The organism is Spirochaeta isovalerica, from assembly GCF_014207565.1.
Taxonomy (GTDB): Bacteria; Spirochaetota; Spirochaetia; order DSM-2461; family DSM-2461; genus Spirochaeta_F; species Spirochaeta_F isovalerica.
Genome location: NZ_JACHGJ010000011.1, coordinates 1 through 19,857, shown reverse-complemented (window position 1 = coordinate 19,857; position 19,857 = coordinate 1). Strand labels below are relative to the sequence as shown.

20 protein-coding genes and 1 rRNA gene are annotated in these 19,857 nt (G+C 42.2%); 4 read left to right on the top strand and 17 right to left on the bottom strand.

What is annotated here, in order from left to right:
- The coding region (locus HNR50_RS19835) for a tetratricopeptide repeat protein (protein ID WP_184748550.1) at nucleotides 1–2,058 on the bottom strand (2,058 nt) is incomplete at its 3' end.
- Nucleotides 2,059–2,065: 7 nt separating this feature from the next.
- Nucleotides 2,066–3,502: a fibronectin type III domain-containing protein gene (locus HNR50_RS19830; RefSeq protein ID WP_184748549.1), complete on the bottom strand. Its 1,437-nt coding sequence runs from the start codon at nucleotides 3,500–3,502 to the stop codon at nucleotides 2,066–2,068.
- 21 nt (nucleotides 3,503–3,523) lie between these two features.
- On the opposite strand from HNR50_RS19830, the gene uvrC reads away from it, so the two are divergent.
- Entirely contained in the window at nucleotides 3,524–5,335 is a 1,812-nt protein-coding gene (gene uvrC, locus HNR50_RS19825) for an excinuclease ABC subunit UvrC (RefSeq protein WP_184748548.1), read from the top strand.
- On the opposite strand, the gene holA is transcribed toward uvrC, so the two are convergent.
- The 13 genes from holA to HNR50_RS19760 form a co-directional block, all read right to left on the bottom strand.
- Complete coding sequence (holA, locus tag HNR50_RS19820; protein WP_184748547.1) at nucleotides 5,319–6,284, bottom strand: DNA polymerase III subunit delta; 966 nt, start codon at nucleotides 6,282–6,284, stop codon at nucleotides 5,319–5,321. The two genes, uvrC and holA, sit on opposite strands and share 17 nt — an antisense overlap.
- Entirely contained in the window at nucleotides 6,277–6,876 is a 600-nt protein-coding gene (lexA, locus tag HNR50_RS19815; RefSeq protein ID WP_184748546.1) for a transcriptional repressor LexA, read from the bottom strand. The genes holA and lexA overlap by 8 nt, the downstream gene beginning before the upstream one ends.
- A 1-nt stretch (nucleotide 6,877) precedes the next feature.
- Complete coding sequence (locus HNR50_RS19810) at nucleotides 6,878–8,239, bottom strand: sigma-54-dependent transcriptional regulator (protein ID WP_184748545.1); 1,362 nt, start codon at nucleotides 8,237–8,239, stop codon at nucleotides 6,878–6,880.
- Complete coding sequence (locus HNR50_RS19805) at nucleotides 8,236–9,993, bottom strand: sensor histidine kinase (protein ID WP_184748544.1); 1,758 nt, start codon at nucleotides 9,991–9,993, stop codon at nucleotides 8,236–8,238. Before HNR50_RS19805 ends, HNR50_RS19810 begins: the two co-directional genes overlap by 4 nt.
- Before the next feature lie 9 nt (nucleotides 9,994–10,002).
- A complete protein-coding gene (locus HNR50_RS19800) occupies nucleotides 10,003–10,581 on the bottom strand; it encodes a hypothetical protein (RefSeq protein ID WP_184748543.1) in 579 nt (192 codons plus the stop codon).
- Nucleotides 10,520–10,786: an HPr family phosphocarrier protein gene (locus HNR50_RS19795; RefSeq protein ID WP_184748542.1), complete on the bottom strand. Its 267-nt coding sequence runs from the start codon at nucleotides 10,784–10,786 to the stop codon at nucleotides 10,520–10,522. Before HNR50_RS19795 ends, HNR50_RS19800 begins: the two co-directional genes overlap by 62 nt.
- Entirely contained in the window at nucleotides 10,783–11,778 is a 996-nt protein-coding gene (gene hprK, locus HNR50_RS19790; protein WP_184748541.1) for an HPr(Ser) kinase/phosphatase, read from the bottom strand. Before hprK ends, HNR50_RS19795 begins: the two co-directional genes overlap by 4 nt.
- A 136-nt stretch (nucleotides 11,779–11,914) precedes the next feature.
- Nucleotides 11,915–12,208: a ribosome hibernation-promoting factor, HPF/YfiA family gene (hpf, locus tag HNR50_RS19785; RefSeq protein WP_184748540.1), complete on the bottom strand. Its 294-nt coding sequence runs from the start codon at nucleotides 12,206–12,208 to the stop codon at nucleotides 11,915–11,917.
- A 16-nt stretch (nucleotides 12,209–12,224) separates the two neighbouring features.
- Nucleotides 12,225–13,583: an RNA polymerase factor sigma-54 gene (gene rpoN / locus HNR50_RS19780; protein ID WP_184748539.1), complete on the bottom strand. Its 1,359-nt coding sequence runs from the start codon at nucleotides 13,581–13,583 to the stop codon at nucleotides 12,225–12,227.
- A gap of 65 nt (nucleotides 13,584–13,648) precedes the next feature.
- Nucleotides 13,649–14,386 (bottom strand): LPS export ABC transporter ATP-binding protein, encoded by a 738-nt coding sequence (gene lptB, locus HNR50_RS19775; protein ID WP_184748538.1) that lies wholly within the window; start codon nucleotides 14,384–14,386, stop codon nucleotides 13,649–13,651.
- Entirely contained in the window at nucleotides 14,355–15,011 is a 657-nt protein-coding gene (locus HNR50_RS19770; RefSeq protein WP_184748537.1) for an LptA/OstA family protein, read from the bottom strand. The genes lptB and HNR50_RS19770 overlap by 32 nt, the downstream gene beginning before the upstream one ends.
- Complete coding sequence (gene lptC / locus HNR50_RS19765) at nucleotides 14,989–15,537, bottom strand: LPS export ABC transporter periplasmic protein LptC (protein WP_184748536.1); 549 nt, start codon at nucleotides 15,535–15,537, stop codon at nucleotides 14,989–14,991. Before lptC ends, HNR50_RS19770 begins: the two co-directional genes overlap by 23 nt.
- A gap of 37 nt (nucleotides 15,538–15,574) precedes the next feature.
- Complete coding sequence (locus HNR50_RS19760; protein ID WP_184748535.1) at nucleotides 15,575–16,066, bottom strand: bifunctional nuclease family protein; 492 nt, start codon at nucleotides 16,064–16,066, stop codon at nucleotides 15,575–15,577.
- 129 nt (nucleotides 16,067–16,195) lie between these two features.
- Here HNR50_RS19760 and HNR50_RS19755 point away from each other — a divergent pair, with 129 nt between their 5' ends.
- The gene (locus HNR50_RS19755) at nucleotides 16,196–17,014 is read left to right on the top strand and encodes a CheR family methyltransferase (RefSeq protein ID WP_184748534.1); all 819 of its coding nucleotides are present in this window, start codon (nucleotides 16,196–16,198) and stop codon (nucleotides 17,012–17,014) included.
- Between the two features lie 15 nt (nucleotides 17,015–17,029).
- Nucleotides 17,030–18,181, top strand: a complete 1,152-nt coding sequence (locus tag HNR50_RS19750) for a protein-glutamate methylesterase/protein-glutamine glutaminase (protein ID WP_184748533.1) — start codon at nucleotides 17,030–17,032, stop codon at nucleotides 18,179–18,181.
- Nucleotides 18,182–18,188: 7 nt separating this feature from the next.
- On the opposite strand, the gene HNR50_RS19745 is transcribed toward HNR50_RS19750, so the two are convergent.
- Entirely contained in the window at nucleotides 18,189–18,653 is a 465-nt protein-coding gene (locus HNR50_RS19745; RefSeq protein ID WP_184748532.1) for a SoxR reducing system RseC family protein, read from the bottom strand.
- On the bottom strand, nucleotides 18,631–19,443 hold the full coding sequence (locus HNR50_RS19740) for a TIGR00282 family metallophosphoesterase (RefSeq protein ID WP_246434138.1): 813 nt from the start codon (nucleotides 19,441–19,443) through the stop codon (nucleotides 18,631–18,633). Before HNR50_RS19740 ends, HNR50_RS19745 begins: the two co-directional genes overlap by 23 nt.
- A 325-nt stretch (nucleotides 19,444–19,768) precedes the next feature.
- Here HNR50_RS19740 and HNR50_RS19735 point away from each other — a divergent pair.
- Nucleotides 19,769–19,857 (top strand): 16S ribosomal RNA (locus HNR50_RS19735); the annotation flags it as partial.

Below are 19,857 nucleotides of genomic sequence, written 5' to 3'. Positions count from 1 at the left end.
AGGTATTTCCAGCACTTCGTCTTCGTATATCAGCTCGAGATCATCTTCTTCTGCTTCCGTATCTTCCGGTTCCGGAGATACAGGTTCCTCTGGCGCTGGGGGTACTGGCGGAGTATTTCGGGGTGGTGGCACATTAATAACCTGAGGCTGGGGCTGAACAATTGTAATATTGGGAATCGTCAATTGTTGTGGAGTCGGAACAGGTGCCTGAGATGGAGCCTGTTCCTGAGTAGGCGGTGCATGAGATTGAGCCGGGGCCTGTTGATCTTTTTCTGGATCCAGTTCTTCGTCTTCAAACAACTCCGTGTACTCGTCAATGTCTGAGAAATCCTCAGCCGATTCTTCCAGGTATAGAATCTCTTCAGGTTCATTTATCTGAATGACCGGTTCCATTCCTCCTATGTCGATGATACTGATCGATTCATCATCATCAATCGGAAAATTATCAAAAAGAAAATCTTCGAAATCGAAAACATTCTCTTTATAAACAGACTCGGCCCATTTCTGAAGTGTCTCAATATTGCGGCCAGGGTTTTCGCTTTTGTTTTTTTCAAATGATTCTACGGCTTTTTCATATTCTTCGAGGGTTTTGGTTATATTGTCCAAATCTTCCGGCTTATCGAATTTATCCATATTGCTGATTTCTTTATTCAATAATTCCAGAGCTTCCGTCTCATGACCTGAATCTCTGTAGGCATCGGCAAGCACGTATATAAGATCCGACTCCTCTACAGTCTCTCTGAAGGGCTCCAGTATTTTAACTGCACCAGATGAATCGCCCTGCTTTTGTCTTAATTCTGCCAGTTTAAAAAGTGCTTCCCTATCTGTCGGGTTAAGTTCAAGATATTGGCTCAGATAGTGTTCAGCCTTTTTCAGATCATTGCTATCGAGAAATATTCTCGCCAGGGAGAGGTATATTTCCTGTTCTTCGGGATTAACGGCTAGCAGGTCGGACAATACGGAGTCTACGGAATTCTCCCGGTCGGTCAAAGCGAATAATATGGCTTTAAGGCGAAAAGCTTCCGGATTATCTTTGTTTCGGACAAGAATGTGTTCCAGAGTCTGTTCTGCTTCTTCATAGCGTTTGAGATCTATGAGGGTCCGGCAGATTTTTTCCTTGATACGGAGATTAGAAGGATCGAGATTAAGAATCCTGTTCAGTTCTTCCAGGGAATTCACATGGTCATTTTTTTTCTCATAGAGTTTCTGGAGATTACGGGATGCTCCGATATAGGAAGGATTTTTCTTTATAATTTCCTTAAGATGCTTTTCAGCTTCTTCGATTTCCCCTTTTTTAATAAGGAGTACGGCAATGTTGTTTTCCGCCTCTTTATTTTCCGGGTTGATTTCAAGAACTTTGTTGAAAATATCGAGAGCTTCGTCCTCCCGTTTCTGCCTTTGAATTGTAAGAGCCAGATTGTTCAGTCCTTTATCCCAGTCCGGTTCTCTTTTCAGGGCATTGGAAAAATCTCCTTCTGCTGTTTCAAAACTCCCTTTTGCCAGATGAGCCACACCTCTGTTATAGAGGAGCCTGGCGTTATTCTGATCTATATTCAATCCCCGGTTGTAGAGTTCAATAGCTCTGTCGAATTCCTTTCGCGATTCATAAATGGTCCCCAGATTGTTATAGGGCTGTATAAAAGAGGGGTCTTTGTTAATCGCAGTTTTATAGGCTCTTTCAGCATCGCTGATCCGCCCGAGCTGTTTATAAACATTACCGAGATTATAATAGATGTCCGGTCTGTCCGGTGCCAGGTCGACGGCTTTCAATAAGGATTCAAGAGCCTGATCATAGGATTCATTCTTCTTGTACATGATTCCGAGATTATTTAAAGCTTCATGTGATTCAGGATCGAGATCCAGAGCTTTCTCAAATTCTCTGATGGATTTCAGATAATGACCGGCTTCTCCATACACAGCCCCAAGCAGTATTCTCGCGTGATAATTATCCTCTTCTTTCAGAAGTGATGTTAAAAGCTCTTCAGCCAGAGAAAACTCTTCTATGTTAAAAGCATTGGCAGCTCTGTTAAGAACTTCCTGAATATCACTTTCTTCCACCTGTACCTCAAGGACTATAACTTATTTCACGGGAAAACCGGCTTTCAATTCTCCTGTCGTCATTTCTGTATGATGTTACAGAAAAATAATAACGTCTGTTTTTATCTAATTTTTCCAGTAGATATGAGCTGTTGTTACCCGCGTCTACGGGACTGCCTTCGGCAAAGTAAACTCCCGGCTGATCTCCATAATAAATCATATACCCGTCAATGGTGGGGTCAATCGATTTATCCCAGCTGATTAAAAAAATTCCATCGCTGACAGTTATTGCAACATTCAAAGGCGGATGGGGAGGTGCTGCTTCCCTGTAGATAATTGTCAATGAAGACAGGACCGGTGCGGAATCGACTGCCGGTTCAGCAAATAGCCTTGCTCTGATTTTCAGAAAACGCCCTTTGCGGTTTATGGGGTTCCCAACGATATAGTTTTCCCATTTGACATTAGGACCCAGCAAGTCTATTTTCGATTGAGCCAAGGCAAAGTCATAGACAATAGATGTATTGTCGGGCAGGTGCTGTTCGGCTTCTATAAGAAATAAAGTTGAATCCGGGGATTGGAGATCGATAATTTTGCTCTCCATGTATCCCGAATCAGTGTAACGGTTCAATTGCGGCTGTTGGGAAATGGACCGGGTCAGACTCAACTCATCAATTAATCCTGTAAAATTTTCACCCAGTTCTATGGGAAAGCTCTGCTGATTTCCGATAACGGGGATGTTGAATTCAACTGATTCTCGGCCGCTTTTACTTGTATGGGTACTATCGGCAGGAACGTTGTCGATTCTGTATTCGAGCAGTCCTGTTTCGCTGTTGAATAGAATCTGATGATGGGTCCATTCCCGCGGTATAAGCTTTTCTCCTTCCAGGGTCACTCTGTTGAGTGAACTGTCGGGATAAAGAAAGAAATTCTCGAAATCCCAAACCAGTTTTCTATTGTTCACTGTACATCGAATTTCCTGAGGTATGAGCTGGTTATCCACCATCTGCAGACCCTTCCAGAGAAAAATAGTGGATCCTTCCTTCAAGGTAGCGGGATATAAGCGGAACTCAAGGGAAAAATCATCCCAGATTGTTGAAGGTGAAAAGAGGGAAGAGGCTTTTTTCTGTATCAAAAGGGGTTCGGAGCCTGCAAATAATGCTGCTGAACCACCGAAGCTTCCTTCCTGAGTTGATAGGGTTAAGGGGCTGATCAGTTCGTAATGACCAGTTTCATCGGCGAGGCTGTTGCTGTTAAAAGGAAAAATCATATCGGAGTGCTTATCCGGCTTATGTGTATTATCCTGATTTGTAATATCGAGATAGCCTCTTTTCCCCGGAATCAGAGTGAGATTGGTCAGGTTGACATTTTCCCAGAGATCCGCTTCCCCGAGGAAAATCTGTTGATCTGATCCATATAGACCGGAGAGAAGAAAGAGTAGTAATATACTTAATAGTATTGAACGCATTTTTATAAATATCGGAATCATATGAAAGATAGTAAACCGAAAAGAGCCGATTTCAAAAGCCAAATAAAAGACTTCCCCTCATCTCCGGGCATATATATCATGAAGAACAAATCCAAAGAAATAATATATGTGGGGAAAGCCAGAAATCTCAAAAACCGTGTCGGTTCATATTTCAACTCGGGTAAAGATATAAAAACATCCTTTCTGGTCAGCCAGATATACACGATCGAGTATACTGTCACGGAGAACGAATACGAGGCTCTGCTTCTTGAGAATAATCTGATCAAGCAGTGGAAACCACGGTTCAATATCGATCTGAAAGACGGAAAAAGCTATCCGGTTATAAGAATTACCGGGCATGAGTATCCCCGGGTTTTCCGGACCAGAAGCATTGTGGAAGACGGATCCTCTTATTTCGGTCCATTTCCCGATGTTAAAAGCATAGACCGCTATATGGAGCTGATCGACAAGCTGTTTCCATTACGGAAATGCAAAGGGACCCTGAAAAAAAGAGAAGCTCCCTGTCTGTATTATCATATTAAACGCTGCCCCGCTCCCTGTGTCGATTACATCAGTCTCGAAGAGTATAAATCGCGAGTGAGAAAAGTGAGGAGTCTTCTGTCGGGTAAAACCGTAATGCTTGAAAAAGAACTCAAAAAAGAGATGGGCGATGCGTCGGCTGAACTGAATTTTGAAAAAGCCGCAGAAATCCGCGATGTTCTGCTTGCTATTGAAAAGCTGAATATGGAACAGAGAATTGTCGACTTTGATGAGCGAAGCAGAGATTATATCGGGACGGCTTACTCCGGAAATGACTATTCCTTTGCTGTTATGCAGATGAGAGGCGGACGCTTGCTCGGACGGGATATTTTCCGATCTTCCTACGCCGGAGATCCGGAGGACGCATTAACGGAATTCGTTCTGCAATATTACGGGACGGGACGGAAAGAGCTTCCTGAAACTCTTTTTCTCTCTCATACGGATGTTCCTCTCTTAAAGGATTTTTTCCGGATCGAAAAAGGACGGGATAATCTAATACGTCCCGCTGAGGATAAAAGGGATCAGTCGGTCATGAAAATGGCCGAAGATAACGCACTTATCGATCTGGATAAGCTGATGATGGAAAAGGGAAACATTCCGGCATTGGAGGAATTACAGCTCCTTCTCAATCTTCCTGTTCTGCCCAGAAGGATAGAAGGTTTTGATATCGCTCAGCTCAATGGTCAGTTTACAGTCGCTTCCCTGGTCTCCTTCAAAGATGGAAACCCCGACAAGAAAAACTACCGACGATTGAAAATGAAAAGTCTCGACGGGAAGATCGATGACTACAAATCCATTGCCGAAGCCGTTTCCCGCCGTTATACGCGTGTTATAAATGAAGATCTGGAACGTCCGGATCTCATTCTGATAGATGGTGGAAAAGGGCAGGTCAATGCCGCCCATTCTGTACTAAAGGCGCTGAATCTGGATATTCCCCTGGCAGGTCTGGCAAAAAAAGAGGAGCTTATATTCATGCCGGGATTTGACAAACCAGTTGATCTTCCGGAAGGAAATCCGGCATTGAGGGTCCTCCAGTATGTAAGAGATGAAACGCATCGTTTCGCAACGGGGTATAATAAAACGCTTAGGAAAAGCCGGCTGACTCTATCAAGTCTGGAAAGCGTGCCGGGGATCGGTCAGAAACGGAGTACCAAACTGTTGAAAGCCTACGGATCCCTTCAAGGGATATATGAACAGAAGAGCGAGGATATCGCCTCAACGGCTGGAGTCAGTCAGGATGTGGCTGAAACTTTGAAAAGCTACTTATCGGAAAAGCTTAAGCCATCTTCCTGATGCAGTTGTAAAGATACATCTCCACAACAGAATCCTGCATTTCCGTCCGGACTGAACGAAGCCTGTTATCGTAATCCATGGTTAATGTAATGATCTTTTCCAACTCGTGAATTCTGAAATTGCGGGTACCTTCGAGATAGGTTTTCTGGCTTTTCTTACCGCGTATATTACTTTTCAGAAGAGCTTCTGGCTGAGGAACCCGTCGCGAAAGCATGGTGCTCAGACTCAGTAAATTCCGGAATTGCCAGAGCAAACCGCTCAAGAGCTGAACCGGCTGGGTTTCTCGGGCCAGAACAATGCTGTTAAGAACATCAAGAGATGCTTCCAGATCTCTTCGACAGACTTTTTCAAAAAGGGTGAAAACATTTTCTTCTCTACTGTGATAGAGAAAATTTTCAATATCGTCTTCGCTGATACGGTCCCCTTCCTTGAAATAAAAAGCCAGTTTCTCACAATCGTTTCGCATGGAATCGGTATTGTTGTCGATCATTTCCAGAAGGAGTTCAACGGCTTCGGGATCAATGGAGAGATTCCTCTTGCGGAAAAAGGAGATAACCCAGTCTCTCTTCCGATTTTCAAAGAGTTCCCAGAAGATTTTTTTATTTTCTTTTTTTATAACCTTTTCAATTTTTGCGTCGATTTTATTCGCATCACTCAAAAGAAAGAGGGTCACATCTTCCGAGGGAGATTTCAGATATTCGACCAGCTGATCGACAGCGCTCTTCTTCTTGATATCTTCACAATTGTTGATGGTGACGATTTTGTGGGAGGAGAATAAGGAACCGTTTCTCATGATTGAAACGATTTCAGAGATCTCCGTATCATATGGGTAGAAGCGGAATTTTTCAGTCTCGCCGAATTTTGATATAAGAGCTTTTTCCTGATTTTTTACAAAGTCTTTTTTTTCGCCGTTTTCAGGGCCGAGGAGAAGGAAAGTCTGCTTACTCATAGTCTCTCAGTATTTTTACAAGCTTTCCGAGGATCCGTATGTTCTGGGTATAAATGGGGCTGTAATCATCATTTTCAGCCATCAGTTTCACCCGGCTGCTTTCTTTATAGAATCTTTTCAGCGTTACCGAATCGTCTATCAGGGCTACAATTATCTCGCCGTTTTCGGCAGTTGATTTCTGTTTGATGATAGCGGTGTCTCCATCGAGAATCCCCGCATTAATCATGCTGTCTCCTTTGACATAAAGGGCAAAAAAATCCCCCTGTTTCAATATGCCTGACGGGAGATTGATGTAACCGTCGAAATTTTCCGAGGCCATAAGAGGCAGTCCTGCGGCAACATTTCCCAGAACGGGAATGGAAATCATTTCCTCATCACTTCCGCTGGAACGAATTTCAATGGCCCTGGATCGGTTCGTGTCACAGGATATAACGTCTTTTTTCTCCAGAGCTTTTACATGGTCATAGGCACCTTTCACAGAAATCTCGAAATTGCCGGCAATTTCTCTGATCGTAGGAGGATATTTATGGGAGTCAATAAATACTTTTATAAAATCGAGAACTTCAGACTGCCTTTTGGTCAGGTTTTTCATACTATTTCTTTACTTCAATATCGAATTTTTTTATTTTACTGTGAAGGTTGCTCGGGTATATCCCCAGTACCTGTGCCGTTTTGCTGATATTATAGTTGTTTTCCTTGAGATAATAAACCAGAAGTTCCCTTTCAAATTTATCTTTTGCCTCATTTAGTTTTAAATCCTTAAAACCGTTGAGAGTTTCATCTTCTGAATTTATGGAGTGTTCACCTATATAGGTTTGAACTGATTCTAGAGAAATTTCCTGCTCATTGCACATGATATTGACACGTTCGAGAAAATTTTTCAGTTCCCTGATATTTCCGGGCCATGGGTATTTTTTCAGGAAAGCCATTCCTTCGGGAGAAATGGTTTTGGGGGATGTTCCCTCTTTTTTGAATTTAACCATGAAATAGGAGACGAGTTCATCAAGGTCATCGACTCTTTCTCTCAACGGGGGAAGCGTAATGGGGATGACATTCAACCTGAAAAAAAGGTCCTCTCTGAATTTCCCCTTTTCGATTTCTTCGGCTATGTTTTTGTTGGTTGCAGACAGTATGCGAACATCGACTTTTATGGATTGTTCTCCGCCTACTCTTTCAAATTGCATTTCCTGAATAGCCCTGAGAACTTTAGCCTGGGCACTGAGGGACATATCAGCCACTTCATCGAGGAAAAGTGTACCGCCGTCCGCTGCTTCGAATTTCCCCTTTCTTAGGGAAGACGCACCTGTAAAAGCCCCTTTTTCATGTCCGAAAAGTTCACTCTCGATCAGATTGTCGGGTATGGCCGCGCAATTGACTTCGATAAAAGGTTTGCCCCTGCGGTTGCTGCCCAGGTGAATCCTTCTGGCGACAAGTTCTTTCCCCGTACCGTTTTCGCCAGTGATCATCACTCTCGAATCGGAACCGGCGCTTTGTTCTATGATACGGTTAACTTCATCGAGAGACGATGATGAGCCGATCATTCTGTCTTCAATCATCAGCTGGTTTTTTAGGTTTTTGTTTTCCTGTTTGAGGCTTTCAATCTTGAGCGCATTCCTCGTTAAGGTAATGACCCTGTCCATATCGAGCGGTTTCTCAAGAAAATCGAAAGCTCCCAGTTTGATGGCGTTTACAGCCATATCCACATTGGCGTGACCCGAAATGACGATGACTTCCAGTTCGGGGTAAGTGCTTTTCAGCTCTTTCAGAACATCGATCCCACCCATTCTGGGTAACCATATATCGAGCAGAACCAACTCAACCTTTGTGGTTTTCAAAAGATGAAGACCCTCGAAGCCATCGCCGGCCTGATAGACGGTGTAACCTTCATCCTGAAGAATATCTTTCAGGATTTCCCTGATCCCCGGCTCATCATCTATGATCAATATGCTGTTCATTCTTCCACCTCGACTGGTAAATCTATATAGAATGTGGTACCCGACCCCATTTGCGACTCAAGCCATATTCTTCCTTTGTGATCAAATATAATTCGTTCAATTATGGAAAGACCGAGACCCGTCCCGTTTTCTTTTGTCGTATAATAAGGGTGGAACACCCGCGGGATATCTTCCTGTGCAATACCCGACCCGTGATCCTGAATCTGAATTCGACAATATCTCGTATATCCTTTCTGAACAATATCCGTCCTAATGTTAATGGTTCCCACGCCATTCATCGCTTCTATGGCATTGGTTATCAGGTTGATAAAAACCTGTTTCAGCTGATTTCTATCGGCATGGATTCTAATCGTTGCATCTATCTCTTCAATTTCCAATGATATGGCTGGAAAGGTCTCATTGTACATAGACGTGCTCTCCCTGATGAGAGATTCGAGAGCTATGCTGACCGGTTCGATTTTTGGCAGTCTGGCAAAATCGCGGAATTGCTGCAGCATATTATCCAGAGATTGAACTTCGTTGATGATGAGATTCATTGATGTTTCCAGTATTTCCGAAACGTTCGGACTGTCCTTTTTTCTCAAAACCCGTTGCGCTGACAGTTTTATCGGTGTCAGCGGATTCCGGATTTCATGGGCTAGTCTCTGGGCAATCTCCTGCCAGGTTGTCACTTTTTCCGTCTGTAGAATTTTTATTCTCGAAAGTTCCAGTTCATTGATCATTTCATTGAACGAGGTCGTAAGAAGAGACAGCTCATCGTTAGCCGGACTGAGTATCCTGAATGAATAATCTCCTTCCGCCACCCTCCTGGTAGCTTTTTCAAGTCTCTCCAGCGGAACTGTCACATCGTCGCTCAGTGTGAATGCGGTGAGAATGGCGAGAAAAATCAGAGGCAGGGCAAAGAAGAGATATATAAAAAGAGCGTAGACGGGAAATATCTCCTGAAAATCTTTGTATTGTTGAAATTGATCGATTGAAAAAGTCAGTCTGGCTGTATTTATATTGAATTTGTCAGGTATGCGGATCGAGCAGAGAATCCGGAGCTCTGTTCCATCGAGATTAAGAATTTTGAGGAACCCCAGGATATCGACACCCCTGACAGACCTCTTCGGCTGAATACCGTCTCCAAGAGAGTAAAAAGCCGAATTTTCGATTCGGCAGTCTTCATCACCGGAAAATAGCTCATCTCCGGCGAAAGCGAATTGCATGGAAGAGAGGCTGTTATTCAGCCCCTTAAGAGCGGTCCAGAGAGAAGACGGGTCCTCCCTGTATTTGAAAATAATGGAAGTAATTTCCGGAGATTTATATAAGTCATTTAAATCGTCAATATAGGAGCGGTGATAATCCAGTGCTATTTCCAGACCGCTTTCCAGGGCGTCTCCCAGGCTATCGTCGAACCATTTGTCAGTTGATTGCTTAATATATTTAAAAGACAGGATTGTCTGGGGAATTGCGGAAAAGAGAATAATTATGGAAAAAAACAAAATGAGACGGGACTTGAGTCTGATTCCCGGTGAATGAACTTTGTTCATCCGTTTCAGCTTAATCAGGTAATAGATGATAAAGATCATGAGAAAAAGAGGCATAACAATGGCCAGAGGAAGAATAAAAGGGATATAGCTCTGACTTATTGAATTGATATCTTCCAGTACCTGATCTGTAAAGAATAAGAACAGAACGATTATTAGAAGATAGAGAAGAATGGCAGAGTAAAGAGTTTTGATTGATAAATTTCTGGGCCTGCTTAATCTCATGAAATTCCTTTAAAAAGGTTCTTTTATCCAGTCCGTCGAGATTCGGTTATCGTAGTCGATAAACTGAAAAATATGGAAAGGTACTTTGTAAACTTTATTTATCAGTATAGCTTTTTTTTGAAGGTAGTAGTTTGAAAGGTTGTGAGAAAAATCACATTGGGGACTAATCTCTGTCCTTATATGAAGAAAAGCAGCTAAAAAATCTTTTTCGCTTTCCAGAAATTTGTTATTACCGGCATCATCGCTGATCTGATATAGACCCGAAAAGGGATCAATTCTTCCAGTCTGTATATAAGTTATGCGGCAGATATTTTTATCGGGTAAAGGAAAAGGAGAACCGTTTTTTTCATATATGCGGATCTGGAGGATGATTTGAGACCGGTTGCCTTCCTTGAGGGAATTCAATAGCCAGTCACTGTCCTGAAGGGCAAAATCGATATCGACTTCGATTGGGCTTTCTTTTGAATTGGAACCTGTTTCTGCTGTTCCAGAAAAAGCCAGAAGGAAAAACAGCAGAAAAACAGCATTATTCCTCTTCGAATTTCTTCTCGAAAAGTGCGGCGATTGCTTCGACGGCTTCCTCTTCATCGCTACCTTCAGCTGAAACGATAATATCTGTTTTGTAACTGGCTCCCAAGGTTATTATCCCCATAATGGATTTGGCGTTGATTTTTTCCGTATCTTTTTCCAGAAATATATTGGATTCAAACTGGCTGGCGGTCTGAACGATCAGGGCTGCCGGTCGGGCATGTATGCCTGCTCTGTTTTTTATGGTAGTTGTTTTCTGCTTCATTTAATATCCTGTTTATTATTATAGTTTTCCAGGTAGACCTTACGGGCATTCTCCGATTCCAGCCACTGGATTATATTTTTGTTAAACTCCCGGGCTGAATATTGTCCCTTCTGTTTCAGCCTTTCGTTAAGAGCGGCTGTTTCGATAATTATAGGAATATTCCGGCCCGGCTTTACGGGAATCTTGAGGTAGGGTACTTTCACTCCCAAAATATCCGTAGTCGTTTCATGAGAACCTATGCGGTCGTATATCTGACTGGAATCCCATTCTTCAAGCTGGACGACAAAATCGATCTGTTTTTCATCGCGTATGGCTCCTACCCCGAATATATGGGAGATATTGATTATTCCAAGCCCTCGTATTTCCATGTGATGTCCGATGACCTTATTGGTACCTGAACCAATGAGATTGTTTCCGCTTATACAGCGGATTACGACGGCATCATCTGCAACCAGCCTGTGCCCTCTTTCAATAAGTTCCAGAGCCGTCTCGCTTTTACCGACTCCGCTGTCTCCCTGGATAAGAACACCGCTTCCAGCAACTTCTACCAGAACACCGTGAACGGTTTGCTGCGGTGCAAAATAATTGCTCAGGAGACGGATAAGTCTGACTGAAATTTCCGAAGATGTCAAAGAGGTGATCAACACGGGAGTATGGCTTTTCTCTGCGATTTCCAGAAAGTATTTATGCGGCTGGAGATTGTGGCTGAAGATGCAGCAGGGGATGGTGTAAGTGAAAAGCTTCTCGACAGAATCGGTCTCTCTTTCTTTAAAGAGTTTTTCCAGAAAAGCGTATTCCCCTCTTCCCACGAGCTGAATCCGCTGTTCGGCAAAATTCTCATAAAATCCGTTTAAAGGAAGCCCCGGTCTGTTCAGTTCCGGAACCGTGATTTCCCTTACAAGCCCCTTTCTTCCCGCCAGGCATTTTAATTCAAGAGCATTGTGTTCTTTTAAATCCAGATCAAGAAGATCGAGCACTGTAAGAGATTTCATCTATTAGGAATTATACTGTATTTCTCTTTAGAAAAAAAGTCAGATACTTTGTGTTTTTAACTAACCGGGATTTGATTCTCATTATTACATCAGATAGCAAAAAAAAAGGAGAGGTTAAAAACCTCTCCTTGATATATCAGTGCTCCTTGATTTTTTCTTTCTCTCTGGAAACTTTAATCAATAATTTATCAGCCAGTTCATCGAGGGCTTTATAGAGCTCCCTTTCCTCTACTTTCATATGGCTATGCTCGCCCCAACGGAAGTGAATTTTTGCTTCTACAGTAAAAAAACCTTTGGCTTCCTTGGTTATCACAATGTCGAGTTCTACGATCAGCTCATCAGCAAATTCCAGTTTTTCCAGTCTCTTGTCGATGTACTCTTTCGTGTTGTCACTTACATTGTAATGAACACCTTTTACATTTACTGTCATATCAGCCTCCTGAATTTTAGCGCCTGAAGGACGGCATAATGTCAAGTTCCTTTCGGTACTTGGCTACTGTTCTCCGGGCAATATTTATACCTCTCATCTGCAGAAGATCGGAAATCTTCTGATCTGAGAGTTTTTTACCGGATTTATTTTCTTCAATTATTTCTTTGATAATTTCCTTTACTGCTGTTTTTGAATTGCCTGAAGAAACGGCATTGGTAAAGAAGTATTTCAATTCAAATACACCCCATTCGGTTTGAATGTATTTACCGCGGGTGATTCTCGATACAGTCGATTCGTTCATATCGATTTCTCTGGCTATATCTTTTAATGTCAGCGGGACCAGATACTTGGGGCCTTTTCTGAAGAAGTCTCTCTGAAAATCAACGATGGCTCTGGCTGTTTTCAGAAGGGTCGAGTTCCACAGGTTTATTGTATTCATAAACCATTTGGCGTCACGAACTGCCGAATTGACGAATCTGTTGACTTCTTTGTCCTCGCCCTCTTTGTTTTCATCTTTTGATAGCTCTTCAAAATAGGAATTGATCTGAAGTATGGGGATTTCCTCCTCATTAATGGTGAGAAAATAATCCCCCTCTCTTTTTTTCACAATCAGATCGGGAATTATGTAAGAAGGCGTTTCAATGGAATACTCCCGTCCGGGGAAAGGATCGAGAAACCGAATGTAGTAGAGAATGTCATCTATATCATCTTCGGAAAGACCTGTTTTTTTAGCGATATCAGAAATTTTACCTCTGTTGAGAAGCTCCAGATAATTCTCTATGACTTCCAGAGTTCCCGGAGGATAGCGTCCGTCAATTTCCGCCTGTACTTTAAGGGACTCTATGTAATCTCTTACGCAGGTTCCGACAGGATCGAGCTGTCGAACTAAATGACGAACTTTTTTCATAAGCTCCAGTTCATCAGATTTGACCAGGAGCTCCGGTTCCTCGATATAGAATCCATTGTTATCAAGGTTGTAGATGAGCAGCTCTCCGATCTCCCTTTCCCTTTCGCCGATGGGCTGAAGATGGAGCTGGGATACCATGTGTTCCTGAAGCGATTCGGACCGGCTGATAGTGCCTTCCATGAATTGTCGCTTCGAATTATCGTTTCCCTGCCATTTTGTTTGGGTATAACCGGAATCGGACGAATTTTCAAAAGGATCGAAATCTTCCTTTTTTTTATCGACGATTTCATCGTAGGAGAGAGACTGGTTTTCGTTTACATATTCCAAAGCAGGATTTTTTTCTACTTCTTCTTTAATCTTTAATTTCAGATTCTGTAACGGTAAAGCTAAAAGACTGATCGACTGCAGAAGCTGTGGACTCATCTTCAGCTTCATTTCCTGCTTTAATACAGGTCTTTGAAACTGCAAATATATCTCCTTCCCTGTAATTAATGATAATTACTCACGAGATCGATTGTCAATCACATTAAAGATTACATGGAAAAATCGTGACCAAGATAAATTTTTCTGGCTGTTTCACTCTGCAGCAGTTCCTCTTTCGATCCGCTTACAAGAATTTCTCCCAGATTTGTAATATATGATCTTTCAGTGATGGCTAAAGTATCTCTTACGTTGTGATCGGTTATCAGGACACCGATTCCTCGATCCGATAGGTGTTCCACTATCTTTTTGATTTCAAATACGGCAATCGGATCAATTCCGGCAAAGGGTTCATCGAGAAGCAGGAACTGGGGATTGCTGGCGAGTGAACGGGCAATTTCCGTCCGCCTTCTCTCCCCCCCGGAAAGGGTGAAAGCTTTCTGTTTCCTCACATTTCCGATTCCGAGATCAGAAATGAGAGATTCAAGATAGTCCTTTTTGTCCGATGTTGATAAATCTTTTCTCGTTTCCAGAATAGCCCAGATATTCTGCTCGACTGTTAATTTTCTGAACACTGAGGCATCCTGAGGCAGATAGGATATTCCATTAAGAGCTCTGCGGAACATCGGGTCATGGGTTATTTCTTTTTCATTAAGGAAGATCTTTCCCGAAGTCGGCCGGATAAAACCGGCTATCATATAAAAACAGGTCGTCTTTCCCGCCCCATTAGGACCTAGCAATCCAACAATTTCCCCTTTTTTCATGGAAAAGCTCATGTCTTTAACCGCTTCTTTCCGTCCGAATACTTTTCTTAGACCTTCAACTTTCAGGATCGCTTCCACTTTCCTCATCCTTTATAATCAGAGAGCCTTCCACTTTTCCGTCCATCTGTATTTCATCATTTTCCAGGAGAACGGTAATCTGCGAAGCTCGGAAAACATCTTCATTTTTATAAACAACTGGAATGCCTGTCATTTCAAGAGTATCTGCAGCTTTATCATAGGTGGCGAACTCACAACGGCAAGTCAGATCTTCTTTTAAAATCCGGACTCCAATCTGCATTATTACAATATCATCTTCCTGACGGTATTCAAGAAATCCGGATTTTATTATCATTTCGTTCTTAAAATCCTGCATTTCCGAACGACCGTTGATTCTGGTAATTTTCCTTTCTCTGTCATAATAGAGGTAGGAACTGCTAATCTGAAGTTCTTCTTCGCTGTCCAGAACGGATACATTTCCTTCACAAAGCAGGATGTTGTAGTCCTCTCCGAAGAGTTTTATTTCGTCCGCCCGGATTTCCTTACTGCCCGTTCTGACAAAAGCGCTACCGGACAGAAGAGTAAATTCTTTACCTTCTGCGGCTTCATATCGCATCGAGTCGGCTGAAAACTCAATAGATTCGCCAAAGATGGTACTCAGTGCCGTAAATAAAATGATAATGAGAAAATGCTTATTCCTGAGAGTTGAATTCACCTGAAACTTCCCCTTCAAAATTGATGCTTTTTCTCTTGATATCTGCTGAAAACCCCAGGCCTTCTAATTTCGAACCTTCTTTATCAATGACAATAACCCGGTCCTCTCTGTCGGAAGACAACAATTTTTCCTCATCAATCCAGTACAGAGTTTCAGTCTCTAGCCTGGAATCATCTTCAGCTGATTCTATGAGAATGCCTCCTGACATTGAGGCGTCCCCGCTTTTCATGTTCAGTATCGCGCTGGAAGTTCTGCCGTGAGTGGATACTTTCCGGTCATCATAATTGTAAAAATCGACATCAGTAAGATGCGTTTCCTCTTTTTTATTGAAAAACTGAGCTGTTCCCGCTTCTATTTTCAGGGCGGGTGACCCGTTCCTTACTTCAACAGATTCATAATCTTCAATAATTATATCGGGAATCTCTTCCGATAGGGAATCAGATAATCCGGCATCGCTGTAATCGAGAGTGCAGGAAAAAGAGAGTAAGAGAAATAAGATAGATAAGTAATACCTTGACTCTGTCATCATTGAGATTATTTATCAGCTGATATTGAAGTGTCAATTACATAAAAGAATGTTCGTTGCTGTTATTTTTTAAAAAGAGGAAGTCTTCAGACATCCGGTCCATCTCAAAAATCCAATTCTGGTCGGCTTTTTCCTTCAGTATATCCATATTGACATAAATTGAACCGCCATGCCGTATAATCAGGGCAATACCATCGCTGGGGCGGACTTCAATATTATGATTTTTCAAACCGTGCTTATATTGAATAGAGGCATAAAATTTATCCTGTACAGCCTTATAAATATAAAGAGACGTAAGTTTGAATTTGTGTTTTATGAGCATTTCCGAAAAAAGATCGTGGGTTAAAGGACGGGGCGGATGTATGTTTTCAAGCTGGGTTATAATGGCGCTGGCCTCAAAGGGGCCGATCGAAATGGGTAGAGTATGTTTACCGTCAGCGCTTTGAAGAATGATTACAGGCATCTGTGATTCCTGATGAAGCGATATTCCCTTAACAGCCAGTTGGACTCTCTTTTCCTTGTAATTCATATTATCAGTATAACACCACACAGTGTAAAAACATGATGTTCGCAAATACTAATAAAAAAACCTTCTATTGACATCACTTAGTCCGAGACAATACACTTTAAATATAAAAATACAAAGCAGGCGAGAACAGTGTCTGATTTTTTATCTGATGCAGATTTTGAAAAGTACAAAAACTTCATTTATGACAAGAGCGGAATTTTTTTCTCCAATTCCAATAGAACCATACTGGAGAGCCGTTTAAGAGAGCGCTTGAGGACCACTGGTCATGAAACGGTTCTGGATTATTTTAATCTTATAAGCCGGGACCAGGAGGAAATGCGCGCATTACTCGATTCCGTAACAACAAACCTGACCCGTTTTTTCCGTAACGCGGCTCATTACGATACATTTATCAATTATGTTATTCCCGATCTGGTTGAGAGGAAAAAAGCCTCGGGAGATAAGGTCTTTAAAATCTGGAGTGCCGGCTGTTCGTCCGGAGAAGAACCTTATACCAATGCCATGGTTCTTTCGGAATATCTGCCGGCCGATTTTAAAATAGACATTCTGGCATCAGATCTCAGCTTGAAGTCTCTTATGAAAGCTCAGGAAGGTTTTTATCCGGCTTCAAAAATTAACGGTATACCGGATAACTATCTGAAAAAATATATGGATCCTGTTGAGAACGGATACATAATGAAAGATAGTATAAAAAAACTCATTAAATTTGATTATCACAATTTGAAATTTCCATCAGATTCCAGAAATCTCGATGTAGTATTCTGCCGAAATGTTCTCATTTATTTTGATGAAGCCGCACAGAAAAATGTTGTGGAGGGTTTCTGGAATTCCATGAGAGATCACTCATATCTTTTTATAGGTCATTCCGAGTCGCTGTTCGGCATGAACACCAAATTTGAATTTATCAAGACAGACTGGGCCTGTATCTACGGTAAAAACGTAAAATAGGCTGATGAGGAAAAAATGACTGAAGACCCTATATCCGTATTAATTGTTGACGACTCTGCGATGATGAGAAATCTGATAGGTAGAATTGTCGAGAGTCACGAGGGGCTGACAATAGCCGGGAAGGCTATGAACGGAATGTTCGCCTTGCAGAAAATGCCCCGCCTCGATCCGGATGTCATTGTTCTGGATATCGAGATGCCGGAGATGAATGGGATCGAATTTTTAAAGGAAAAAAATAAACTCGGCAATACGATTCCTGTAATCGTCCTTTCGGCAGTAGCGACAAAAGGTGCCAAAGTTACAATGGAGGCGATCTCTCTCGGCGCTTCTGATTTTATTACGAAACCATCCGGAACAGTTTCGCATGATATTCAATCCGTCGGTTCCAGGCTTGTAGAACTTCTTCTTGTCTATGGCCGGGATTACAGAAAAAGAACCGGACCGAGGAAGAAGCCGGATAGTGTCGTTGCTCCAGTCAGGAGGCCGATTGTGCCTCCCGTTCGAAACGACCAGAAAACAACCGTTAAACCTTCCGTTCCCATAGGAACAAGCCACTGGGAAAAAATAACTCCTCTTCGAGAACCGGGGAAGATACAGATTATGGCGATCGGTATATCTACCGGTGGACCTAATGCCCTGAGAAAAGTTTTTGCCGATTTTGATCCAGGCCTGGCTGTACCGGTTGTCGTTGTTCAGCATATGCCTGCCGGTTTTACTGAAGAGTTTGCAAAAAGTCTTGATAGAATCTGTCCTCTGGAAGTCAAGGAAGCTGCTGATGGAGACTTGCTAAAAGCCGGACGAATCCTTATCGCCCCCGGAGATTTTCACATACAGGTGAGCCGGAAATCTCTCGGAGCCATTGTAAATGTTATCAGCAAAGATCCGGTAAACGGACACAGGCCTTCGGTTGATGTTCTCTTCGAATCGGTTGCAAAAGAATATCAGAATGAATCCATTGCCGCCATCATGACCGGCATGGGGAAAGACGGTGCCAGAGAAATCGGACAGATTTACAAGGAAGGCGGAATTACCCTGGCACAGGATGAAGAGACATCAATTGTGTACGGAATGCCTAAAGTCGCTGTTGAACACGGTTATATCAGCGAAGTTGTTCCTCTTCATAATATGGCTGAACGACTTTGTTCCTTAACCAGAGAACATAGCTGATAAGAAATCAGCCGCATCCGCTGCAGGATTTACATGATGTTCCGGCGGGACATGCCGCTGCGATTTCCGCCTGGCTTACTTTTTTGGTTATAACCGGTAATTTCTGAGGGCGATATTTTAAAAACACATATGTAGCCGCGAAAGAAAGAAGTATTCCTGTAATTCCAGTCAGAATCCTGAAGAATTCCGAATCTCCTTTGAAAAAGAGCATGGAAGAAGTGTAGAAAATAATGAACGCAATGAGAGGCTGGATAAACATTGAAAATGTTAGTGCTATTGCGTTTTTCGGTTCTATGAAGATTTCAACCGAGTCTCCTTTCAAAAGAAAAAGATTGGAGGGGTTGTCTACTTTGAACGTGAGATCTTCCTGGATTTTAATAAAAGCTTTATGGTGTCCGCCATGCTCGCTCTTAATGTAAGTCGCGTAGAGCGCATCGCTCTCCAGTCTGTCAATTATGGCTATTTTTTTCATCGGCTTCCACCTCGCATTTCATATTTACTGTTTCGATTCTGAGAGCCTGACCGGATTCATCGGACTCAACTGTGACTCCCTGCAGATATTGTTCGCTCCAGAAATCCAGAGAACGTTCGGGAATTTGTGTGAGGAATTTCTGTATTTCCACTTTAGGTTCCAGACCTCCGACAGATTGAAACGCTCCCGTTCTGCCTGTATCTGATATAAAAGCTGTACCTTTCGAAGAGATGAGAGCATCTGCAGTTAAAGCTTTTGTTCCCGAACCAATTAAAGCGGTTACTTTGCCATCCAGATGGTGGAACATTGTGTACTTCTCAGCTGTGGTCAGGGAATGGAAATTCACTATTACGGTAGAAGTGTCCTGTTTGATTTTCTTTATCAATTCCGGGAGATATGTATAAGGATTGCTCAGGTGGACACGAGAGTAACCGTATAAGCCCAGCATATCTATAACTCCTATTCTGGAATCTCCGACATTGTAGATCCCCCACCCTCTGCCGGGATTGCCTGGAGGGTAGTTGGCCGGTCGAAGTAAATAAGGAGCTTTCGGGTAATGCTGAACAATATCTTTTTTATAATAAGCACATTCTCCTGTCGTAATGACATTGATTCCGAGCTTTCTGAGGTAGATTGAATGATTTTTCCCTATTCCGAATCCACCGGTAGTACCGTTACCGTTTCCAATTACAAAATCAATATCATTGTCTTTTATAAAAGGCTTAAGTGTATTTTTTAAAGTGAAAATACCGGCCTTACCGACAATTTCACCGACAAACAGAATCTTCATAGGAATAAAATACATTAAAAGGAAGGTCAGAAACAATATATGAGATTATATATGGAGCACAAAACTATGAATTCATAAGCATTTCGAACAAATTAAAAAAAGAATTTAAATTTTTCGAATTCCTGTTGACTGTTTTTTACCTATTTAGTAGATTACCTCTCGTGCCTCAGGGGTTACCTGCTGAAAACAAGGGAAAACACTGAGAAACGGTTCTTTAAAAGCTATTAAATAGTAGCAATCAGGGAAGGGAAGAGAATACGAAAATGAACTTTTGAGTTTCAGATTTTTTATGATGAAATTATCGCTCTTCGGAGTGATAAAATAAATCATGGAGAGTTTGATCCTGGCTCAGAACGAACGCTGGCGGCGCGTTTTAAGCATGCAAGTCGAACGGTAGAGATCCTTCGGGGTCTT